Origin of the sequence: Massilia timonae CCUG 45783 (genome assembly GCF_000315425.1) — a bacterium.
In the GTDB taxonomy this organism is placed as follows: domain Bacteria; phylum Pseudomonadota; class Gammaproteobacteria; order Burkholderiales; family Burkholderiaceae_D; genus Telluria; species Telluria timonae.
The window spans coordinates 281,733-298,411 of the sequence record NZ_JH992926.1; the positions used below are offsets into that span (position 1 = coordinate 281,733).

Here is a 16,679-nt window from a genome sequence, read left to right on the forward strand (position 1 = left end):
AACCTGCGCAGGTTCAGGCCATTGATTTTCAGCAAGGACAATGGCGAGGTGGCATTTTGCAACGCTGGGCGCGTCAGGCCACCTTCGCCATGATGGCGGGAGCGACCGACGCCGGGTCGTGCACCGGATCGTGGAGGGAATGGCGTAGTGGATCTTGCACCACACTGCGCACCGGCACCGAGAGCAAGCAGCGGGCGCGCCGCTCGCCGGTGGCGACCATGCGCAGCACGCCGCCCATGGCGCGGATGTGCTCGACCAGCTCGGCGGGCAGGGCGGCGACGTCGTCCACCGAGCCGGCGCAGCCGTCGATCTCGAGGCCGAGCGTGCTGGCCCCTTCGAGCAGCCGCACATGCAGCTCGCATTTCTGCTCACCCTCGTGCCCGCGCTCCTGCGCATCACCGCCATGGCCGACCCTGCGCGCGGCGCCGGCCAGCACGTCCTGCAGCACGCGGAACACGGCCAGGCGCGCCGCGCGGTCCTGGCCGGCGCGCGAACTCGGATCGACGCCGGCCTCGAAGCGGTAGCGCAGGCCGTGGCGGTGCGCATGCTCGGCCAGGCAGCGCTCCAGCGCCTGGCGCAGGCGGTCTTCCGGATGGGCGCCGCGCAGGCCGCCGGCGACGGCGCGCACCGCCTGGATGGCGCCGTCGATGCCGGCCAGCGCGCGGTCGACGCGGGCCAGCAGGACCGGAGCGGGCGTCGCCTGGGCGCAGTCGCGCAGGCTCGCCATGTCATCGCGCAGGCTCGACAAGCGGCGGCCCAGCTCGGCCTGCAACTCGCCGCCGATCCGGGTCCGCTCGCCTTCGCGCACGCCTTCGTGCTGGCGCACCAGGCGGCACAGCACGTCGTGGTTGTCGGCCAGCGCCTGGTCGGCCTGGCAGCGCGCCTCGCGCTCGGCCTCGAGCTGGTGCTGCAGCGCGCGCGCCCGTTCATCGCTGGTGACGCTGCGGCGCAGGCCGATATAGGCCAGGACCAGGGCGGCCAGCGTGACCATGATGCTGGCCAGCACTTCCGGCGCCGCGCTGCGCCAGGGCAGCGGCACCAGCGCATGCGCGTCGCCGGCCTCGGCGCGGTGAGCAAGCAAGCACATCGACACTAGGAGAACCGAAGACTTTTTCATGAGTCGCCCTCTTACCGGATTCGGAACATTCCGTAGGACCATACCGCCGTCCTGCTGTAGGAATATTGTTTCTTCTCAAGCAGCTGTTATGCGACACGTTTTGTGGAACGGCGGCAACCGCAGCGTCACGGCGCCCGGCGCGCTATAATGGAAGGTTGACGAGAGGCTTACCGTGACTTACAGCATCAAAGAGATCTTCTACACCTTGCAGGGCGAGGGCGCCCATGCTGGGCGGCCGGCCGTGTTTTGCCGGTTTTCCGGCTGCAACCTCTGGACCGGGCGCGAAGCCGACCGCTCGAGCTCCGTGTGCCAGTTCTGCGATACCGATTTCGTCGGCACCGATGGCGAACGCGGCGGCAAGTTCAAGGAAGCGGACCTGCTGGCGGCCGAGATCGACAGCCTGTGGCCAGCCACTTATCCGGCCAGCAAATACGTGGTGTTCACCGGCGGCGAACCGCTGCTGCAACTCGACCGTCCCCTGATCGACGCCATGCATGCGCGCGGCTTCACCATCGCCATCGAGACCAACGGCACCCTGCCGGTGCCGGAAGGCGTGGACTGGATCTGCGTCAGCCCCAAGATGGGCTCGACCCTGGCGGTGCATAAAGGCAGCGAGATCAAGGTCGTCATCCCGCAGGTCGGGCAAGACCTGGCCGCCTATGAAGGGCTCGATTTCGAGCATTTCTACGTGCAGGCGATGGACGGCCCGCTGGCCGCCCGCAACCTCCAGCTGGCGATCGAGACCTGCCGCGCCAACCCGAAATGGAAGCTCAGCCTCCAGACCCATAAACTTCTTCAGATTCCTTAAAGATCCACACGCAGCATGTTGACCATTACCCGCAAGCTTGAATTCGATGCCGGACACCGGATTCCCGACCACAAGAGCCAGTGCCGCAACCTGCACGGGCACCGCTATACCCTTGAGATTACTCTGACGGGCCAGGTGATCGATTCCGACGGCAATTCCGACAATGGCATGATCATGGATTTTTCCGACGTCAAGGCCCTGGCTAAGCAGCACCTGGTCGACGTGTGGGATCACGCCTTCATCGTGTACGAAAAGGATGACAAGGTGCGTGAGTTCCTGGCATCGCTGCCGGACCACAAGACGATCGTGATCGACCGCATCCCGACCGTCGAGAACCTGGCCCAGGTGGCGTTCGACATCCTGAAGGCCGTGTTCATCGACCGCTACGGCACGGGCCTCCGCCTGCACAAGCTGGTGCTGCACGAAACCCCGAACTGCTGGGCCGAGATCACGGAATGATGCCGGATTCGACCCTCCAGGCCACCGGGAACGCGTCGCCGGATGCGGCGGCCGGGCGCTATATGGGGCTGGCCCTGGCCCAGGCGCAATTGGCCTGGGACCGGGGCGAGGTGCCGGTCGGCGCGGTCGTGGTCAAGGATGGCGAGGTCATCGCGACCGGCTTCAACCAGCCGATCAGCGGCCACGACCCGACCGCCCATGCCGAGATCGTCGCCTTGCGCGCCGCCGCCGAAAAGCTGGGCAATTACCGGCTCCCGGGCTGCGAGCTGTACGTGACGCTGGAACCCTGCATCATGTGCTCGGGGGCGATGATGCATGCGCGCCTGGCCAAGGTGGTGTACGCGGCGCTGGACCCCAAGACCGGCGCCTGCGGCTCGGTCGTCGATCTGTTCGCCGAAGACAGGCTGAACCACCACACCGCGGTGGTCGGCGGCGTCATGGCCGAGGAGGCGAGCGCCTTGCTCAAGGCCTTTTTCGTGGAACGCCGCAACGCGGCGCGCAAGCCCGCCGCCATCCAGGGCTGAGCGGGGAGGATGCTCCCCCAGCCGCATTCCGTCAGGCGGAGCGCCATCCGCGCCAATTAGCTGTTATGCTGTTTTCAAGTCGCCATGACGGCACGGCCGTCCGACCCTAGGGATGTGAACCACGAACAGCATCGGCGCCAGGCTGGCGCCACATTACGCGCTCCTGACCTGCCGTCATGCCCACCCTCCACGCCAATGGCCTGCGCGTCGCCTTCGACACCGCGGGTGACCCCAAAGCCGCGCCGCTGCTCCTGATCCACGGCCTCGGCATGCAGCTGACCAACTGGCCCGACGACTTCGTCGAAGGCCTTGTCGAGCTCGGCTTTTACGTGATCCGCTTCGACCACCGCGATAGCGGCCTGTCGACCAGGTTCGAACAGGCCGGCACGCCGAACCTCACGCTGGCGCGCATCAAGGCCGCCCTTGGCTGGCCGCTGCGCTCGCCTTATGGCATCGACGACATGGCGGCCGACGCCCTCGGCGTGCTGTCGGCGCTGGGCGTGGCCCGGGCCCACCTGGTCGGCGTGTCGGCGCTGGGCGGCATGATCGCCCAGCAGCTGGCGGCGCGCCACCCGCAGCGGGTGCTGAGCCTGACCTCGATCATGTCCACCAGCGGCCGGCGCGGCCTGCCTGGGCCGGGCGCGGCGGTGCGCAAGGCGCTGGCCAGCCAGCCCGCCGATCCCACCGATCTCGACAGCGTCATCGAGCACGCCGTCGGGCTGCTGCGGCTGCTCGGCAGTCCGTCCTATCCGACCCCGGACCGGCAGCTGCGCAAGCGCGTCACGCGCTCCATGCGACGCTGCTATTGCCCAAGCGGCAGTGCGCGCCAGATGCTGGCGCTGCTTGCCGCCGGTGACCGCAGCGCGCTGCTGCCGGCGATCTCGGCGCCGACCCTCGTCATCCACGGCGCCGCCGATCCGCTGCTGCCCGCGGCCTGCGGCCGCGACGTGGCAAGCCACATCGATGGCGCGCGGCTCGAGATCATCGAAGGGATGGGCCACGACTTGCCGCCCCAGCTGGTCGAGCGCATCCTTGCCTTGATCGACTCCCATGCGCGGGGTAAGATGTTGCCAGATTCAACACCCCGGCTCTTCGTCAAACAGTGATCACTTCCCGTCCCGGCATCGCCATCGTGGCGCCAGCCGGCTGCATTCCCGAGCCATCGGCGCTCGAACGCGCCATCGCGCGCCTCGAAGGGCAGGGCTTCCTGGTGCGTAATTACTACGACCATAGCTGCACCCACCAGCGCTTCGGCGGCACCGATGACGCACGCCTGGAACAATTGCACGCCGCCGTGGCCGATCCAGGCGTGCACCTCATCATTGCCCTGCGCGGCGGCTATGGCATCAGCCGCCTGCTGCCGCGCATCGACTTCGAGGCGATCGCCGCCAGCGGCAAGATCGTGGTCGGGTTTTCCGACCTGACGGCCCTGCACATGGGCCTGATGGCGAAGGCGGGCGGCCTGAGTTATGCCGGGCCGATGATCGCGGGCGACTTCGGCGCAGTCGAACCGGTCGCGTTCACGCTCGACGATTTCTGGGCCTGCCTGGCCGGCCCCACGCATACCATCAGCGAGCGCGCGGCCGGCAATCCGGAGATCGACGTGCGCGGCGCCGTCTGGGGCGGCAACCTGGCCATGATCGGCGCCATGGTCGGCACGCCATACTTTCCGCGCATCGACGACGGCATCCTGTGGCTCGAAGATATCGCCGAACATCCGTACCGCATCGAGCGCCTCATGCTGCAGCTGATGCAGGCCGGTGTGCTCGAGCGCCAGCAGGCGGTGGTGCTGGGCGACTTTTCGGGCTATCGCCTGGGGCCGATGGACAATGGCTACGACTTCGACGCCATGCTGGCCTATTTGCGCCAGACGCTGCCGCTGCCGGTATTGACGGGCCTTTCCTTCGGCCACATCGAGCGCCGCGTCACCATTCCGTTCGGCGCCCAGGGTCACCTGGTGTCCGATGCCGACGGCTTCCGCCTGACCTTGTCCGACTATCCGACCCTGCGCCGCATCTGATCCGCGCGCCACTGTCCGGAATCCACCCTTATTCGCCTGGCAAGGCGCAGAATGGTAGAATAGCCGGTTAATCAAATATGCTTTTTGGGGTAATACAGTGCTATCCACAGCCAATATCACGATGCAATTCGGCGCCAAGCCGCTGTTCGAGAACATTTCCGTCAAATTTGGCGAGGGCAACCGCTATGGCCTGATCGGCGCCAACGGCTGCGGCAAGTCGACCTTCATGAAGATCCTGGGCGGCGACCTCGAGCCGTCCGCCGGCAACGTCAGCCTCGATCCGGGCGAGCGCCTCGGTAAGCTCCGCCAGGACCAGTTCGCCTACGAAGACGTGCGCGTGCTGGACGTCGTCATGATGGGCCATACCGAGCTGTGGAACGCGATCGCCGAACGCGATGCGATCTACGCCAACCCGGAAGCGACCGACGACGACTACATGAAGGCCGCCGAGCTCGAAGGCAAAGTGGCCGAATACGATGGCTACTCGGCCGAGGCGCGCGCCGGTGAACTGCTGCTGGGCCTGGAAATCGCCACCGAGCTGCACCAGGGCCCGATGAGCGCCGTGGCGCCGGGCTGGAAGCTGCGCGTGCTGCTGGCCCAGGCCCTGTTCTCGAATCCGGATATCCTGCTGCTCGACGAACCGACCAACAACCTGGACATCAACACGATCCGCTGGCTGGAAAACATGCTCAACGAGCGTAACTCCACCATGATCATCATTTCCCACGATCGTCACTTCCTGAACCAGGTCTGCACCCACGTGGCCGACATGGACTACGGCACCCTGAAGGTCTATCCGGGCAACTACGACGACTACATGCTGGCCTCGACCCAGGCGCGCAACCAGCAGCTGGCGAACAACGCCAAGGCCAAGGAAAAAGTGGCCGAACTGCAAGACTTCGTGCGCCGCTTCTCGGCCAACAAATCGAAGGCGCGCCAGGCGACCTCGCGCGCCAAGCAGATCGACAAGATCAAGATCGAGGAATTCAAGCCTTCTTCGCGCGCCTACCCGTTCGTGCGTTTCGAGGGCGAGAAGAAGCTGCACCGCCTGGCGGTGGAAGCCGAGAACATCTCAAAGGCCTACGACCGTCAGCTGTTCAAGAACTTCTCGATCATGGTCGAGGCCGGTGAGCGCATCGCGATCATCGGCGCCAACGGCGCGGGCAAGACCACGCTGCTGCGTTCGATCGGCGGCGACCTGTGCGGCCTGCAGCCGGACACCGGCCGCGTGAAGTGGGCCGAGAACGCCAATCCGGGCTATATGCCGCAGGATCCGACCGAGGAATTCGCCAGCGGCGAAACGCTCACCGACTGGATGGGCAAGTGGACGCAAGAGGGCGACGACGACCAGGCCGTGCGCTCGATCCTGGGCCGCCTGCTGTTCGGCGGCGACGAAGTCAAGAAGTCGGTCAAGGTGCTGTCGGGTGGCGAGAAGGGCCGCATGATGTACGGCAAGCTGATGCTGGGCCGTCACAACGTGCTGCTGCTGGACGAGCCGACCAACCACATGGACATGGAATCGATCGAATCGCTGAACATCGCGCTCGACAAGTACGCCGGCACCCTGATCTTCGTCTCGCACGACCGCGAGTTCGTGTCCTCGCTGGCCACCCGCGTCATCGAAATCCGCGAGAACGACGTGGTCGACTTCCAGGGCAACTACGAGGAATACCTGCGCAGCCAGGGCATCGACTGATCGACAGGTAGACATCGATTCGAAGAAGGGCGGGGCCGCGGCCCCGCTAACGCGAGGAGACGCGCGAGCATGAATGCCGTGACAGTACCAATCAAGACCTATGAATACGACCGGCCCCAGGCCGGCATGGCCTGCACCGCCGAGGCCTGGGCGAAAGTCCCGAGCGCGCCGGAAATGGCCGAGCGCGCCGAACTGAAGGAACGCATCCGCCGCCTGCTGAAAGAGAAGGGCGCGGTGCTGGTGGCCCACTACTACGTGGACGCCGACCTGCAAGACCTGGCCGAGGAAACCGGCGGCTGCGTTTCGGATTCGCTGGAAATGGCGCGCTTCGGCCGTGACCATCCGGCCCAGACCCTGGTGGTGGCCGGCGTGCGTTTCATGGGCGAGACCGCCAAGATCCTCAGCCCCGAGAAAACCATCCTGATGCCCGACCTCGACGCGACCTGTTCGCTCGACCTGGGCTGCCCGGCCGACGAGTTCGCGGCCTTCTGCGACCAGCATCCGGACCGCACCGTCGTCGTGTACGCCAACACCAGCGCGGCCGTGAAGGCGCGCGCCGACTGGATGGTGACCTCGTCGATCGGCCTGGACATCGTGGCCGAGCTGCACGCCCAGGGCAAGAAAATCCTGTGGGCGCCCGACCGCCACCTGGGTTCCTATATCCAGGCCAAGACCGGCGCCGACATGCTGCTGTGGCAGGGTTCCTGCCTGGTGCACGACGAATTCAAGGGCATCGAGCTCGACCTGCTCAAGGCCGAATACCCGAACGCCAAGGTGCTGGTGCACCCGGAGTCGCCGGCCAACGTCGTGGCCCAGGCCGACGCGGTCGGCTCGACCACCCAGCTGATCAACGCGGCCCAGACCATGGACGCGACCCACTTCATCGTCGCCACCGACAACGGCATCCTGCACAAGATGCGCATCGCCGCCCCGGGCAAGACCTTCATCGAGGCGCCGACCGCCGGCAACAGCGCGACCTGCAAGAGTTGCGCGCACTGCCCGTGGATGGCGATGAACGGCTTGCGCAACCTGGCCGAGGTGCTGGAATCGGGCGCCAACCAGATCCACGTCGACCCGGCGGTCGGCCTGCAGGCGAAACGGGCGATCGACCGCATGCTCGACTTCGCCGCCGCCAGGCGCGCCAAGGCGCTGCCCACCGGCAAACTGGAAAACAATGCCCCGATGTTCTCGGGGGTAGGACCGGCATGACCACACTGAAAAACCCACACGCCCAGTTCGACGACAAGCTGCAGGCCGCCTTCGAGCAGAACATCCTGGCCGCGCTGCTGGAAGACGTCGGCACTGGCGACCTGACCGGCAAGCTGGTACCAAGCGACACCCGGGTGACGGCGCGCGTCATCGTGCGCGAAGCGGCCGTGCTGTGCGGCGCGCCATGGTTCGAGGGCCTGATGCTGGCGGTCGACCAGGATACCGAGATCGACTGGCACTACGCCGAGGGCGACCTCATGGCGCTTGACTCGACGGTGTGCACGATCCGCGCCAATCCGCGCTCGCTGCTCACCGCCGAGCGCGGCGCGCTGAACTTCATGCAGCTGCTCTCTGGCGTGGCGACCGCCACCCGCCGCTACGTCGACGTCATTGCGGGCACGAATGCCGCGATCCTCGACACCCGCAAGACCTTGCCGGGCCTGCGCCTGGCGCAGAAATACGCGGTGCGCGTCGGCGGCGGCAAGAACCAGCGCATGGCGCTGTATGACGGCATCCTGATCAAGGAAAACCATATCGCGGCGGCCGGCGGCGTGACGGCCGCGCTGCAGGCGGCGGCCAGGCTGGATTCCGGCGCGCCGGTGCAGATCGAGGTCGAGACCATCGCCCAGCTCGAGGAAGCGCTGGCCGGCGGCGTGAAGTCGGTCCTGCTCGACAACTTCGACCTGGCGCGCATGCGCGAAGCGGTCAAGGTGAATGCCGGCCGCGCGCTGCTGGAAGCCTCGGGCGGCATCAATCTGGAGACCGTGCGCGCGATCGCCGAAACGGGCGTCGACCGCATCTCGATCGGCAGCCTGACCAAGGACGTGCGCGCGACCGACTACTCGCTGCGCATCCTGTAATCCCTCATCACGACATCCATGACGACTACCAAGTTGAAACGTTCGCTGGGCTTTCGCCTGTTCTGGCTCGGCTTCGGCCTGCTGTTGGGCGTGCCCCAGCTCCTCGACGGCATCATGTACGGCATGAAGGGCGAGCTGTTCTTCGGGATCGGCATGCTGCTGGTCGGCATCCGCGGCTTCCTGCGCCCGGTCGTGCTGGGCCGCGCCATGGCGCTCAAGCGCGACGATTCGGCCGAGGCGTCCTCGATCGGCTCGACCACGGTGCACGCCGTGCTGTCGCTGGCGATGGCGGGCAGCCTGATCGCTGGCTTGGCGATCAAACTGGGGAATAGCTAATATCCACCATCCTGCGACATTGTGATTTTGCCAGCCGAATCTCTAAACCAACTGAACTTTTGGTACTGGAACTCTACCGCTGAGCGCGCTATACAATTCGATTACCAAGCCATAAACTCACACCAAGTTCACATATCAGAAGGACCGGTGAGAAATAAAAATCTCACTCGGCGACGCTGTTTTTCAGGATAGCAAGTGACCGCAGCAAGCTTTATTGACCCGAACGACACGCCTGCTCTGCGTAAGGAGCGCGGCGCGTTCTTCACGCCCAAAAATATTACCGAATTTATAGCTAACTGGGCCATACGCGCATCCGGTGACATGGTTATGGAACCAGCTGCAGGTGATGCTGCTTTTTTGGTTGCTGCAGTAAATCGCCTTCGCGACTTATCTGAGGATCATAAGACGCGACCTGTGGTAGACGGTGTAGAGATTCATGCTCAGAGCATGGAGATGGCTCGCCAGCGCGTGCAAGACGCTGGCGGTGAAGCACGAATGTGTCACAACGATTTTTTCGCGATAGAGCCAAGACCAGTTTATGATACTGTCATTGGTAATCCTCCGTACATCCGTTATCAGGACTTCTCAGGTGAGTCCCGCGCCCGATCGCGTGAGGCAGCACTTCGAGCCGGCGTGTCCTTAACTGGCCTTGCATCCAGTTGGGCAGCGTTCACAGTTCACTCTGCAATGTTCTTGAAGCAGGGCGGTCGCTTAGCACTTGTTTTACCTGCAGAATTACTTTCGGTGAACTATGCAGCACCAGTTCGTCGTTTTCTTTTCGCTCGTTTTCGCGATGTGCAACTAGTGCTGTTTGACGAACAGGTCTTCCCGGAGGCTGAGGCTGACGTGGTGCTATTACTGGCGGACGGATACTTAGACGGTCCAGCAGATCACGCCACAATTCGACAAGCAAAGAATGCCGACAAACTCACCTCCTTAGAAGTTGGATTAACTTGGAAGCCGGTGGATCCGGCAGATAAATGGACAAGCAGTCTCGTTGATCCGAAGGCTATTAATTCGCTAGACAACCTTCTAAGGAAGGGACTTTTCACCGATTTGGAGACGTGGGGAGACACCACTCTCGGCATCGTCACTGGGAACAATAAATATTTTACTCTTTCACCTCAGCGAGTTAAAGAGCTCGGACTGAAGTCTAAAGAACTCCTACATTTATCTCCACCAGGAAGCTCTCACTTGCGGGGGTTGGCGCTTTCGAAAGCCGGGCTCTCAAAATTGGGAAAAGAGGGTCAAGCCGTCTACCTGTTTTATCCGAGTGATCCGCCCTCGCTTAATGCGGCCGCATATATTGACGATGGGCACCGCACGGGTGTTGACACCGCGTACAAATGTCGAATCCGCAAGAACTGGTTTCGAGTGCCGCTTGTCCCGCCTGCTGACCTGCTGTTGACTTGTATGAATGCGGACACTCCTCGGCTTACTGCGAATGAGGCTGGTGCACATCATCTAAACTCAGTTCACGGCGTTTATCTCAATGCGAAGTACCGTGACATTGGCCGAGACCTTTTACCTCTAGCGAGCCTCAATTCAGTAACGCTTTTACATGCAGAGATGGTCGGGCGAGCTTATGGCGGAGGGATTCTAAAAATTGAACCTAAGGAGGCAGATGTTTGGGCAATGCCGTCGCCAACTTTAATCTCGGAGAGCGCCAATTCGCTCCTCTCTGTTAAGGAAAAGGTTGCAGCATTGTTAAATTGCGGTAATCTAATGGAAGCTGTTACTGTTGTAGATAAAATTATTCTTACAGAATTCAGTAACCTTTCGATGAAAACTATTAAGTGCATTCGGCAAGCTCGGCAGGACCTCGCCCTGCGCCGTTCTATGAGAGGTGCAAGTGGCCGCTAAACCACCAAGTACAAAAGCTAAGGCTTGGGTACTATTTGACCAAATTGTCGATCACGCAGCACCCAATGGCGAACATAGCAACCCGTGGTTTAAGGGAGCGGATGGACAGATTTCCTTTGAGCCCGACTATCAGACGCTAGAAAAACTACTGGGGGTGCCTCTCTATCTAAGAGCGGAAACTCAGTCGGGCGTACCAGCCCTTGCACTCGATGTATGGCTGAGCTACGAGTTACGACGGGCGGGATTTGAGTTGGACCAAGTTTGGCCACGGCCTCTACCCCCACGTATTCTACCGGCACCAGTAGCGTCACTGATGAAGTCCAAGGACAAAGCTGTTCGTGCTGCGGTAATGAATTACGTGAACAGTAAGCCGTCAATCCCCGGCGTTACATCTTCGAGCGCATCTATTCTTGGTAAGAACTATCTTAAACAGGTTGATGTCATCATGACAGACTGGGCTACTGGGCCTGAGCTGTTAATCTCAACTAAGCGGATGGATTCGTCTTACGGGAAAAATGCGCCTAATCGTGTGGAGGAATCTTACGGTGATGCTAAAAATCTTCGCCTGAGACATCCGCTGGCTGCCCTAGGCTTTGTTTTCGGTCTCCGGTCGGATATCCTGCAAAAAGAGAATAGTGTGGCCGAATGGTTATTTGATTTGCTAGCCAAACTAGGCCTTGAGGACGATGCGTATCACGCCACGTGCCTCGTTTTAATGGAATATGCAGATAACGTCGCTATAGCGAACCCAGGAGAGGAAATCCCGGCGAACGGCGTGCCGGAGCCTGGAGGAGATGCTGATCAGGAAGAAGAGGTTCCCGAGCCCATATCTGATTCAACGCTTGATCGTCAGATCGAGCAGCTTCCCACAGTGACAGTGCTTCGTGATCAGACTCCAGCAGTGCTCGGACCCGGTCGCTTTCTTGCGGCCATGACTTCACGCGTTCTGGCCGCTACGCCCGTTAATATGCATCAGGAGGCCCGTCGGCGACGTTCAAATCCAATGCACATCTTAAGCGGTAACTAAAGCCTCGCCGGATTGCCTACGCTAGCTATGGCTATTTGCGGCTGCCCATTGTGTCGTCAATTCAAACGCCGCTCTCGCCGGCTGCAGCCAGCGCATTGACGCGCGCCGACGGCAAATGGGACGGCTCTCCCACCTGGGCCGCGATCGCATCGATGGCCCCCAGCACCTTGCCCGGTTCGGCGTAGTGCAGCATATGGCCCACGCCGGGCGTGACCGACAGTTCGCTGTGGCGCAGCGCCGCGTGCAGCCGCTCGGCATTGTGGGCGCAATCGCAGACCCCGTCCTGGGTGCCTGACAGGATCTGCACGGGTACCTTCAACCTGCCGAAGCGCCGCGCCAGGGACATCGTCGCCGGCACCATCAGGCTGCTGTCGGCGGCATTCGCCCGCAACTGCCCGGGCCGCAGGGACATCCACGGCGACATCGCGCGGAAACGCTCGGACACCGGCAGCGGGGCGAATGCGCGCCCGATCGCGGCTGGCCAGATCAGCCGTCCGGCCAGCGGCGCCACCGTATAGCGCAGTGCGTCGCCCACCAGCGGCAGGGCCGGCGGCGCGCCGACCATCACGTCCATGCGCACGCTCGGATAGTAGTAACCCGAGACCAGCACCAGTCCCCGCACGAAGTCCGGCACCTGCAGGCCCATGGCGAGCGCCACCAGCGTGCCCCAGGAGTGGCCCGCGACGATCGCGCTGTCGACCTGCAGTTCCTGCAAGGCGTGGTGCAGCAGGCGCGCTTGTCGGTCGGGTGTCCAGACCGTGGTGCGCGGCCGTTCGCTGTAGCCGAATCCGGGGCGGTCGAAGGCGATCACCCGGTAATGCTCGGCGGCGGCGTCCAGCACGCCGCTGTGCTCCCAGTCGGTGGCGTCGACGCCATTGCCGTGCAATAGCACCAGCGCCGGGCCCGTTCCGCGCTCCAGGTAATGCAGGCGCACACCGTCGACCGTGATGAAGCGGCCGGCGGGAGGATGCGCCTGTTCGGCGCGCCGGGTCCTGGCGCGCACGAACAGCCACGAAGCCAGAAGGCCGAAGCCGGCAAGCGCGGCCCCGGTCGACAAGCGGCGGCCGGAGCTTGCGCCGCGAAGATTCGATGTCACATGGTCCCCCTATGGTCGATGAGGTCGGATGGCGACGCCGGCCGGTTCGCGTCCAGCAGTTGCGCCACCTGCGGCAGGATCTGTTCGGCCGAGGCTTCGAGCTTGAGCATCAGCATGTCGTCGGCGCGGGTGCGGCCAAGATTGATGGCGGCGATCGGCTTGCCCGCCGCCTGCGCCAGCCGGCAGAAGCGGAAGCCCGAATACACCATCAACGACGAGCCCACGACCAGCAGCGCATCGGCCGCCTCCATCTGCGCCAGCGCGCAGGCGGTGCGCGCCGGCGGCACGTTGTCGCCGAAAAAAACGACGTCGGGCATCAAGACCCCGCCGCAGTGCACGCACGCCGGAATGGCCACGCCGGTGACGGCGTCCGGATCGAGCGCGGCGTCGCCGTCGGGCAGCGGCGTGGCCATCGCCTGCAGCAGGGCCGGGTTTGCGAACTCCAGTTGGGTCTGGACGAAGGCGCGCGGAAAGCGTGCATCGCAGGCCAGGCAGCTCACATAATGGATATTGCCGTGCAATTCGAGCAGCGCGTGGCTGCCGGCCTGCTGGTGCAGGCCGTCGACGTTCTGGGTCAGGATGAAACCGAGCTTGCCGGCCGCCTCGAGGGCGGCCAGCGCCCGGTGCCCGTCGTTGGGCCGGGCGCGCGCCAGCAGCGGCCAGCCGACCATGCTGCGCGCCCAGTAGCGGCGCTGGACCGCCACGTCGCGCCGGAATTCGGGCCCCTGGATCGGCAGGCGGCCGCGGCGCACGCCGTCACGGTCGCGGTAATCGGGGATGCCGGAAGCGGTCGACAGGCCGGCGCCGGTCAGGACCAGCGTGCGCGGGTGCCTGGCCAGGAACGCGGCCAATGCCCCGACGCCCTCGTGAATGCTGAGACCTTCTGCCATGCCGCTCCTTCCTCCAATGCTTTCCTCCCATGCATGGGATCGTAACATCGGCCATCCGGACGCCACACACGATTCCCCGCATCAGCGCGCCGCGCTCATCTGGCGGATACGGCGATCCCGCCAACGATCATGCCGAATGCCAGCACATGATACAGGTGCGGCGCCTCGCCGAGAAACGCGGACGACAGCAGCGCCGTGAACAGCGGCGTCAGGTTGATGAAGAACGCGCCCAGGCTCGGCCCGGCGCGCTGCACGCCTGCGCCCCAGCAGCGCATGGCGATGATGGCCGGCCCGATCGCCACGTACAGCAGGGCGGCGGCGAGCGGCCAGCTCCAGGCGATGTGCACGTCCTTGACCGCCCATTCGCCGCCGGCCAGCGCGCCCGACCACAGCACGCCGAACCCGACCTGGGCCAGCAGGAAGGCGGCCCAGTCCGCGCGCAGCGCCGGCGCGTCCTTTTGCTGCATCAGGAGCCAGCTGTAGAAGGACCAGGCGATGGTGGCCAGGATCATGTACAGGTCGCCCGCCACCAGCCGCAGCGCCGCCAGCTCGGCCAGCGAGCCGCGGCACATCACGACCAGCACGCCGGCGATCGACAGCGCCGCCCCCACGACCTGCTTGCGCTTGACCGGCACGTTGAAGAACAGCCGCCCGACCAGCAGCATCCACACCGGCACGCCGGAGGCGACCAGGGTCACGTTGATCGGCGACGAGCTTTGCAACGCCAGGTATTGCAGCGAGTTGTACAGGCCGACGCCCAGCAGGCCGAGCATGCTGTAGCGCTTCCAGTTGGCCAGCACGCCGTAATCGGCGCGCAGCGCGGCCCGGCCCAGCGGCAGCAGGACGGCGAGCGCGATCGACCAGCGGATCAGGTTGAGCGTCATCGGCGGCACCGCGTCGCGCACCAGGCGTCCGACGATAGCGTTGCCGGCCCACAGCACGGGCGGGACGGTCAGGAGCAGGGCGGTGGCCGGGGTCAGCCGATAGCCGGGCGTCGACATCTCAGCCGCGCCGCGGCGTCAGGACGCTCGGCAGCGCCTTCGGCAGCGTGTCCGGGAAGTCGCGCGAGTAATGCAGGCCGCGGCTCTCGTGGCGCGACAGCGCGCTCTTGACGATGAGGTGCGCCACCTCGACCAGGTTGCGCAGTTCCAGCAGGTCGGGCGTGATGCGGAAGTTGCGGTAGTACTCGTCGATCTCTTCCTTGAGCAGCTTGATGCGGTGCTCGGCGCGCTCGAGGCGCTTGGTGGTGCGCACGATGCCGACGTAGTTCCACATGAAGCGGCGCAGCTCGTCCCAGTTGTGGGCAATGACCACTTCTTCGTCGGCGTTGGTGACGCGGCTCTCGTCCCAGGCCGGCAAGGCCGGATGCTCGACCGGGCTGCTTCCCGCGATGTGCTCGGCGCAGGCGCGCCCCACCACCACGCATTCGAGCAGCGAGTTGCTGGCCAGGCGGTTGGCGCCGTGCAGGCCGGTGCAGGCGGTTTCGCCCACCGCATACAGGCCGGGAATGTCGGTGCGCCCGGCCAGGTCGGTGACCACGCCGCCGCAGGTGAAGTGCACGGCCGGCACCACGGGGATCGGCTCGCGCGTGATGTCGATGCCCAGTTCCAGGCAGCGCGCGTAAATCGTCGGGAAGTGCTCCTTGAGGAACTCCGGGTCCTGGTGGCTGATGTCCAGGTCCATGTGGTCCAGGCCGCGCTTCTTCATCTCGAAGTCGATGGCGCGGGCGACCACGTCGCGCGGCGCCAGCTCCCCCCGTTCGTCATGGGCCGGCATGAAGCGGGCGCCCGCAAGCGGGCCGGCTTCGTGCGGCAGCTTGAGCAAGCCGCCTTCGCCGCGGATCGCCTCGGTGATCAGGAACGATTTGGCATAGGGGTGGTACAGGCAGGTCGGGTGGAACTGGATGAACTCCATGTTCGACACCCGGCAGCCGGCGCGCCAGGCCATGGCGATGCCGTCGCCGGTGGCGGTGTCGGGATTGGTGGTGTACAGGTAGACCTTGCCGGCGCCGCCGGTGGCCAGCACCGTGTGTTCGGCCTCGAAGGTCAGCACCTTGCCGCTCTCGATGTCCTGCACGTACAGGCCGTGGCAGCGCGGCTGGCCGACCAGCGACGGCGCGCCCGCATGGACGCCGTCGGGGCCCAGCTTGTCGGACGTGATGACGTCGATTGCCACATGGTGCTCGAACAGCGCGATGTTCGGGTGCGCGCGCACCTTCTGTTCGAGGGTCACCTGCACCGCATGGCCGGTGGCGTCGGCGGCGTGGATGATGCGGCGCTGGCTGTGGCCGCCTTCGCGGGTCAGGTGGAAACCCAGCTCGGCCGTGGCGTCGCGGGTGAACGGCACGCCCTGGTCGATCAGCCATTCGATGGCGGCGCGGCCATGTTCGACGATATAGCGCGTGGCGCCTTCGTCGCACAGGCCGGCGCCGGCGACCAGGGTGTCGTCGATGTGCTGGTCGTGACTGTCGCCCGAATCGAGCACGGCGGCGATCCCGCCCTGGGCCCAGCTGCTCGCGCCATCGAGCAGTGCCCGCTTGGAGATGATGGCGACCTTGCGGGTCTGGGCCAGGTGCAGGGCAACGGACAGGCCGGCCAGGCCGCTGCCGACGATCGCGACGTCAAATTTCATGGCAATGTCAAATTTGTACAGAGGCATCACTATAAGCGATTTGTCATCCTTACGTCAGGCTCGCCGTAAGGCTTGCCGAGGGCCGCCACTGTACGGCTGCGCACCGAAAGGCGCGGCCCGGCCGTCTAGGATGGGGTTTTACT

General features: G+C 64.5%; 16 protein-coding genes. 11 read left to right on the forward strand and 5 right to left on the reverse strand.

The annotated features are described in order from the left end of the window. Positions 1-73 precede the first annotated feature (73 nt). Positions 74-1,117: a sensor histidine kinase gene (locus HMPREF9710_RS24035; RefSeq protein WP_005670813.1), complete on the reverse strand. Its 1,044-nt coding sequence runs from the start codon at positions 1,115-1,117 to the stop codon at positions 74-76. Positions 1,118-1,289: 172 nt separating this feature from the next. On the opposite strand from HMPREF9710_RS24035, the gene queE reads away from it, so the two are divergent. The 11 genes from queE to HMPREF9710_RS27415 all read left to right on the forward strand — a co-directional run bounded on the left by queE (position 1,290) and on the right by HMPREF9710_RS27415 (position 11,919). Continuing rightward, the gene (gene queE, locus HMPREF9710_RS24040; protein ID WP_005670815.1) at positions 1,290-1,925 is read left to right on the forward strand and encodes a 7-carboxy-7-deazaguanine synthase; all 636 of its coding nucleotides are present in this window, start codon (positions 1,290-1,292) and stop codon (positions 1,923-1,925) included. Positions 1,926-1,940: 15 nt separating this feature from the next. Beyond that, positions 1,941-2,384, forward strand: a complete 444-nt coding sequence (gene queD / locus HMPREF9710_RS24045) for a 6-carboxytetrahydropterin synthase QueD (protein ID WP_005670817.1) — start codon at positions 1,941-1,943, stop codon at positions 2,382-2,384. After that, on the forward strand, positions 2,384-2,908 hold the full coding sequence (tadA, locus tag HMPREF9710_RS24050) for a tRNA adenosine(34) deaminase TadA (RefSeq protein ID WP_051205216.1): 525 nt from the start codon (positions 2,384-2,386) through the stop codon (positions 2,906-2,908). Before queD ends, tadA begins: the two co-directional genes overlap by 1 nt. Positions 2,909-3,084: 176 nt before the next feature. Then, positions 3,085-4,014, forward strand: a complete 930-nt coding sequence (locus HMPREF9710_RS24055) for an alpha/beta fold hydrolase (protein WP_005670820.1) — start codon at positions 3,085-3,087, stop codon at positions 4,012-4,014. Beyond that, on the forward strand, positions 4,011-4,928 hold the full coding sequence (gene ldcA / locus HMPREF9710_RS24060) for a muramoyltetrapeptide carboxypeptidase (protein WP_005670821.1): 918 nt from the start codon (positions 4,011-4,013) through the stop codon (positions 4,926-4,928). The genes HMPREF9710_RS24055 and ldcA overlap by 4 nt, the downstream gene beginning before the upstream one ends. A 97-nt stretch (positions 4,929-5,025) precedes the next feature. Next, on the forward strand, positions 5,026-6,624 hold the full coding sequence (locus HMPREF9710_RS24065) for an ABC-F family ATPase (RefSeq protein WP_081590003.1): 1,599 nt from the start codon (positions 5,026-5,028) through the stop codon (positions 6,622-6,624). Positions 6,625-6,693: 69 nt separating this feature from the next. After that, positions 6,694-7,833, forward strand: a complete 1,140-nt coding sequence (gene nadA / locus HMPREF9710_RS24070; protein ID WP_005670824.1) for a quinolinate synthase NadA — start codon at positions 6,694-6,696, stop codon at positions 7,831-7,833. Continuing rightward, positions 7,830-8,693, forward strand: coding sequence for a carboxylating nicotinate-nucleotide diphosphorylase (gene nadC / locus HMPREF9710_RS24075; RefSeq protein WP_005670825.1), 864 nt, complete (start codon positions 7,830-7,832; stop codon positions 8,691-8,693). The genes nadA and nadC overlap by 4 nt, the downstream gene beginning before the upstream one ends. Positions 8,694-8,711: 18 nt before the next feature. Further along, positions 8,712-9,029: a hypothetical protein gene (locus tag HMPREF9710_RS24080; protein WP_005670826.1), complete on the forward strand. Its 318-nt coding sequence runs from the start codon at positions 8,712-8,714 to the stop codon at positions 9,027-9,029. Between the two features lie 195 nt (positions 9,030-9,224). Beyond that, positions 9,225-10,892, forward strand: a complete 1,668-nt coding sequence (locus HMPREF9710_RS27410) for an N-6 DNA methylase (RefSeq protein ID WP_005670827.1) — start codon at positions 9,225-9,227, stop codon at positions 10,890-10,892. Positions 10,893-11,205: 313 nt separating this feature from the next. Next, complete coding sequence (locus tag HMPREF9710_RS27415) at positions 11,206-11,919, forward strand: hypothetical protein (protein ID WP_229409928.1); 714 nt, start codon at positions 11,206-11,208, stop codon at positions 11,917-11,919. Between the two features lie 61 nt (positions 11,920-11,980). On the opposite strand, the gene HMPREF9710_RS24085 is transcribed toward HMPREF9710_RS27415, so the two are convergent. From HMPREF9710_RS24085 to nadB, 4 genes are all read right to left on the reverse strand, one after another. Next, a complete protein-coding gene (locus HMPREF9710_RS24085) occupies positions 11,981-12,976 on the reverse strand; it encodes an alpha/beta fold hydrolase (RefSeq protein WP_005670829.1) in 996 nt (331 codons plus the stop codon). Positions 12,977-13,011: 35 nt separating this feature from the next. Next, positions 13,012-13,905: an NAD-dependent protein deacetylase gene (locus HMPREF9710_RS24090; RefSeq protein ID WP_005670831.1), complete on the reverse strand. Its 894-nt coding sequence runs from the start codon at positions 13,903-13,905 to the stop codon at positions 13,012-13,014. Between the two features lie 95 nt (positions 13,906-14,000). Further along, entirely contained in the window at positions 14,001-14,906 is a 906-nt protein-coding gene (locus tag HMPREF9710_RS24095) for a DMT family transporter (RefSeq protein ID WP_005670832.1), read from the reverse strand. 1 nt (position 14,907) lies between these two features. Further along, positions 14,908-16,536 (reverse strand): L-aspartate oxidase, encoded by a 1,629-nt coding sequence (gene nadB / locus HMPREF9710_RS24100; protein WP_040778320.1) that lies wholly within the window; start codon positions 16,534-16,536, stop codon positions 14,908-14,910. Positions 16,537-16,679 lie beyond the last annotated feature (143 nt).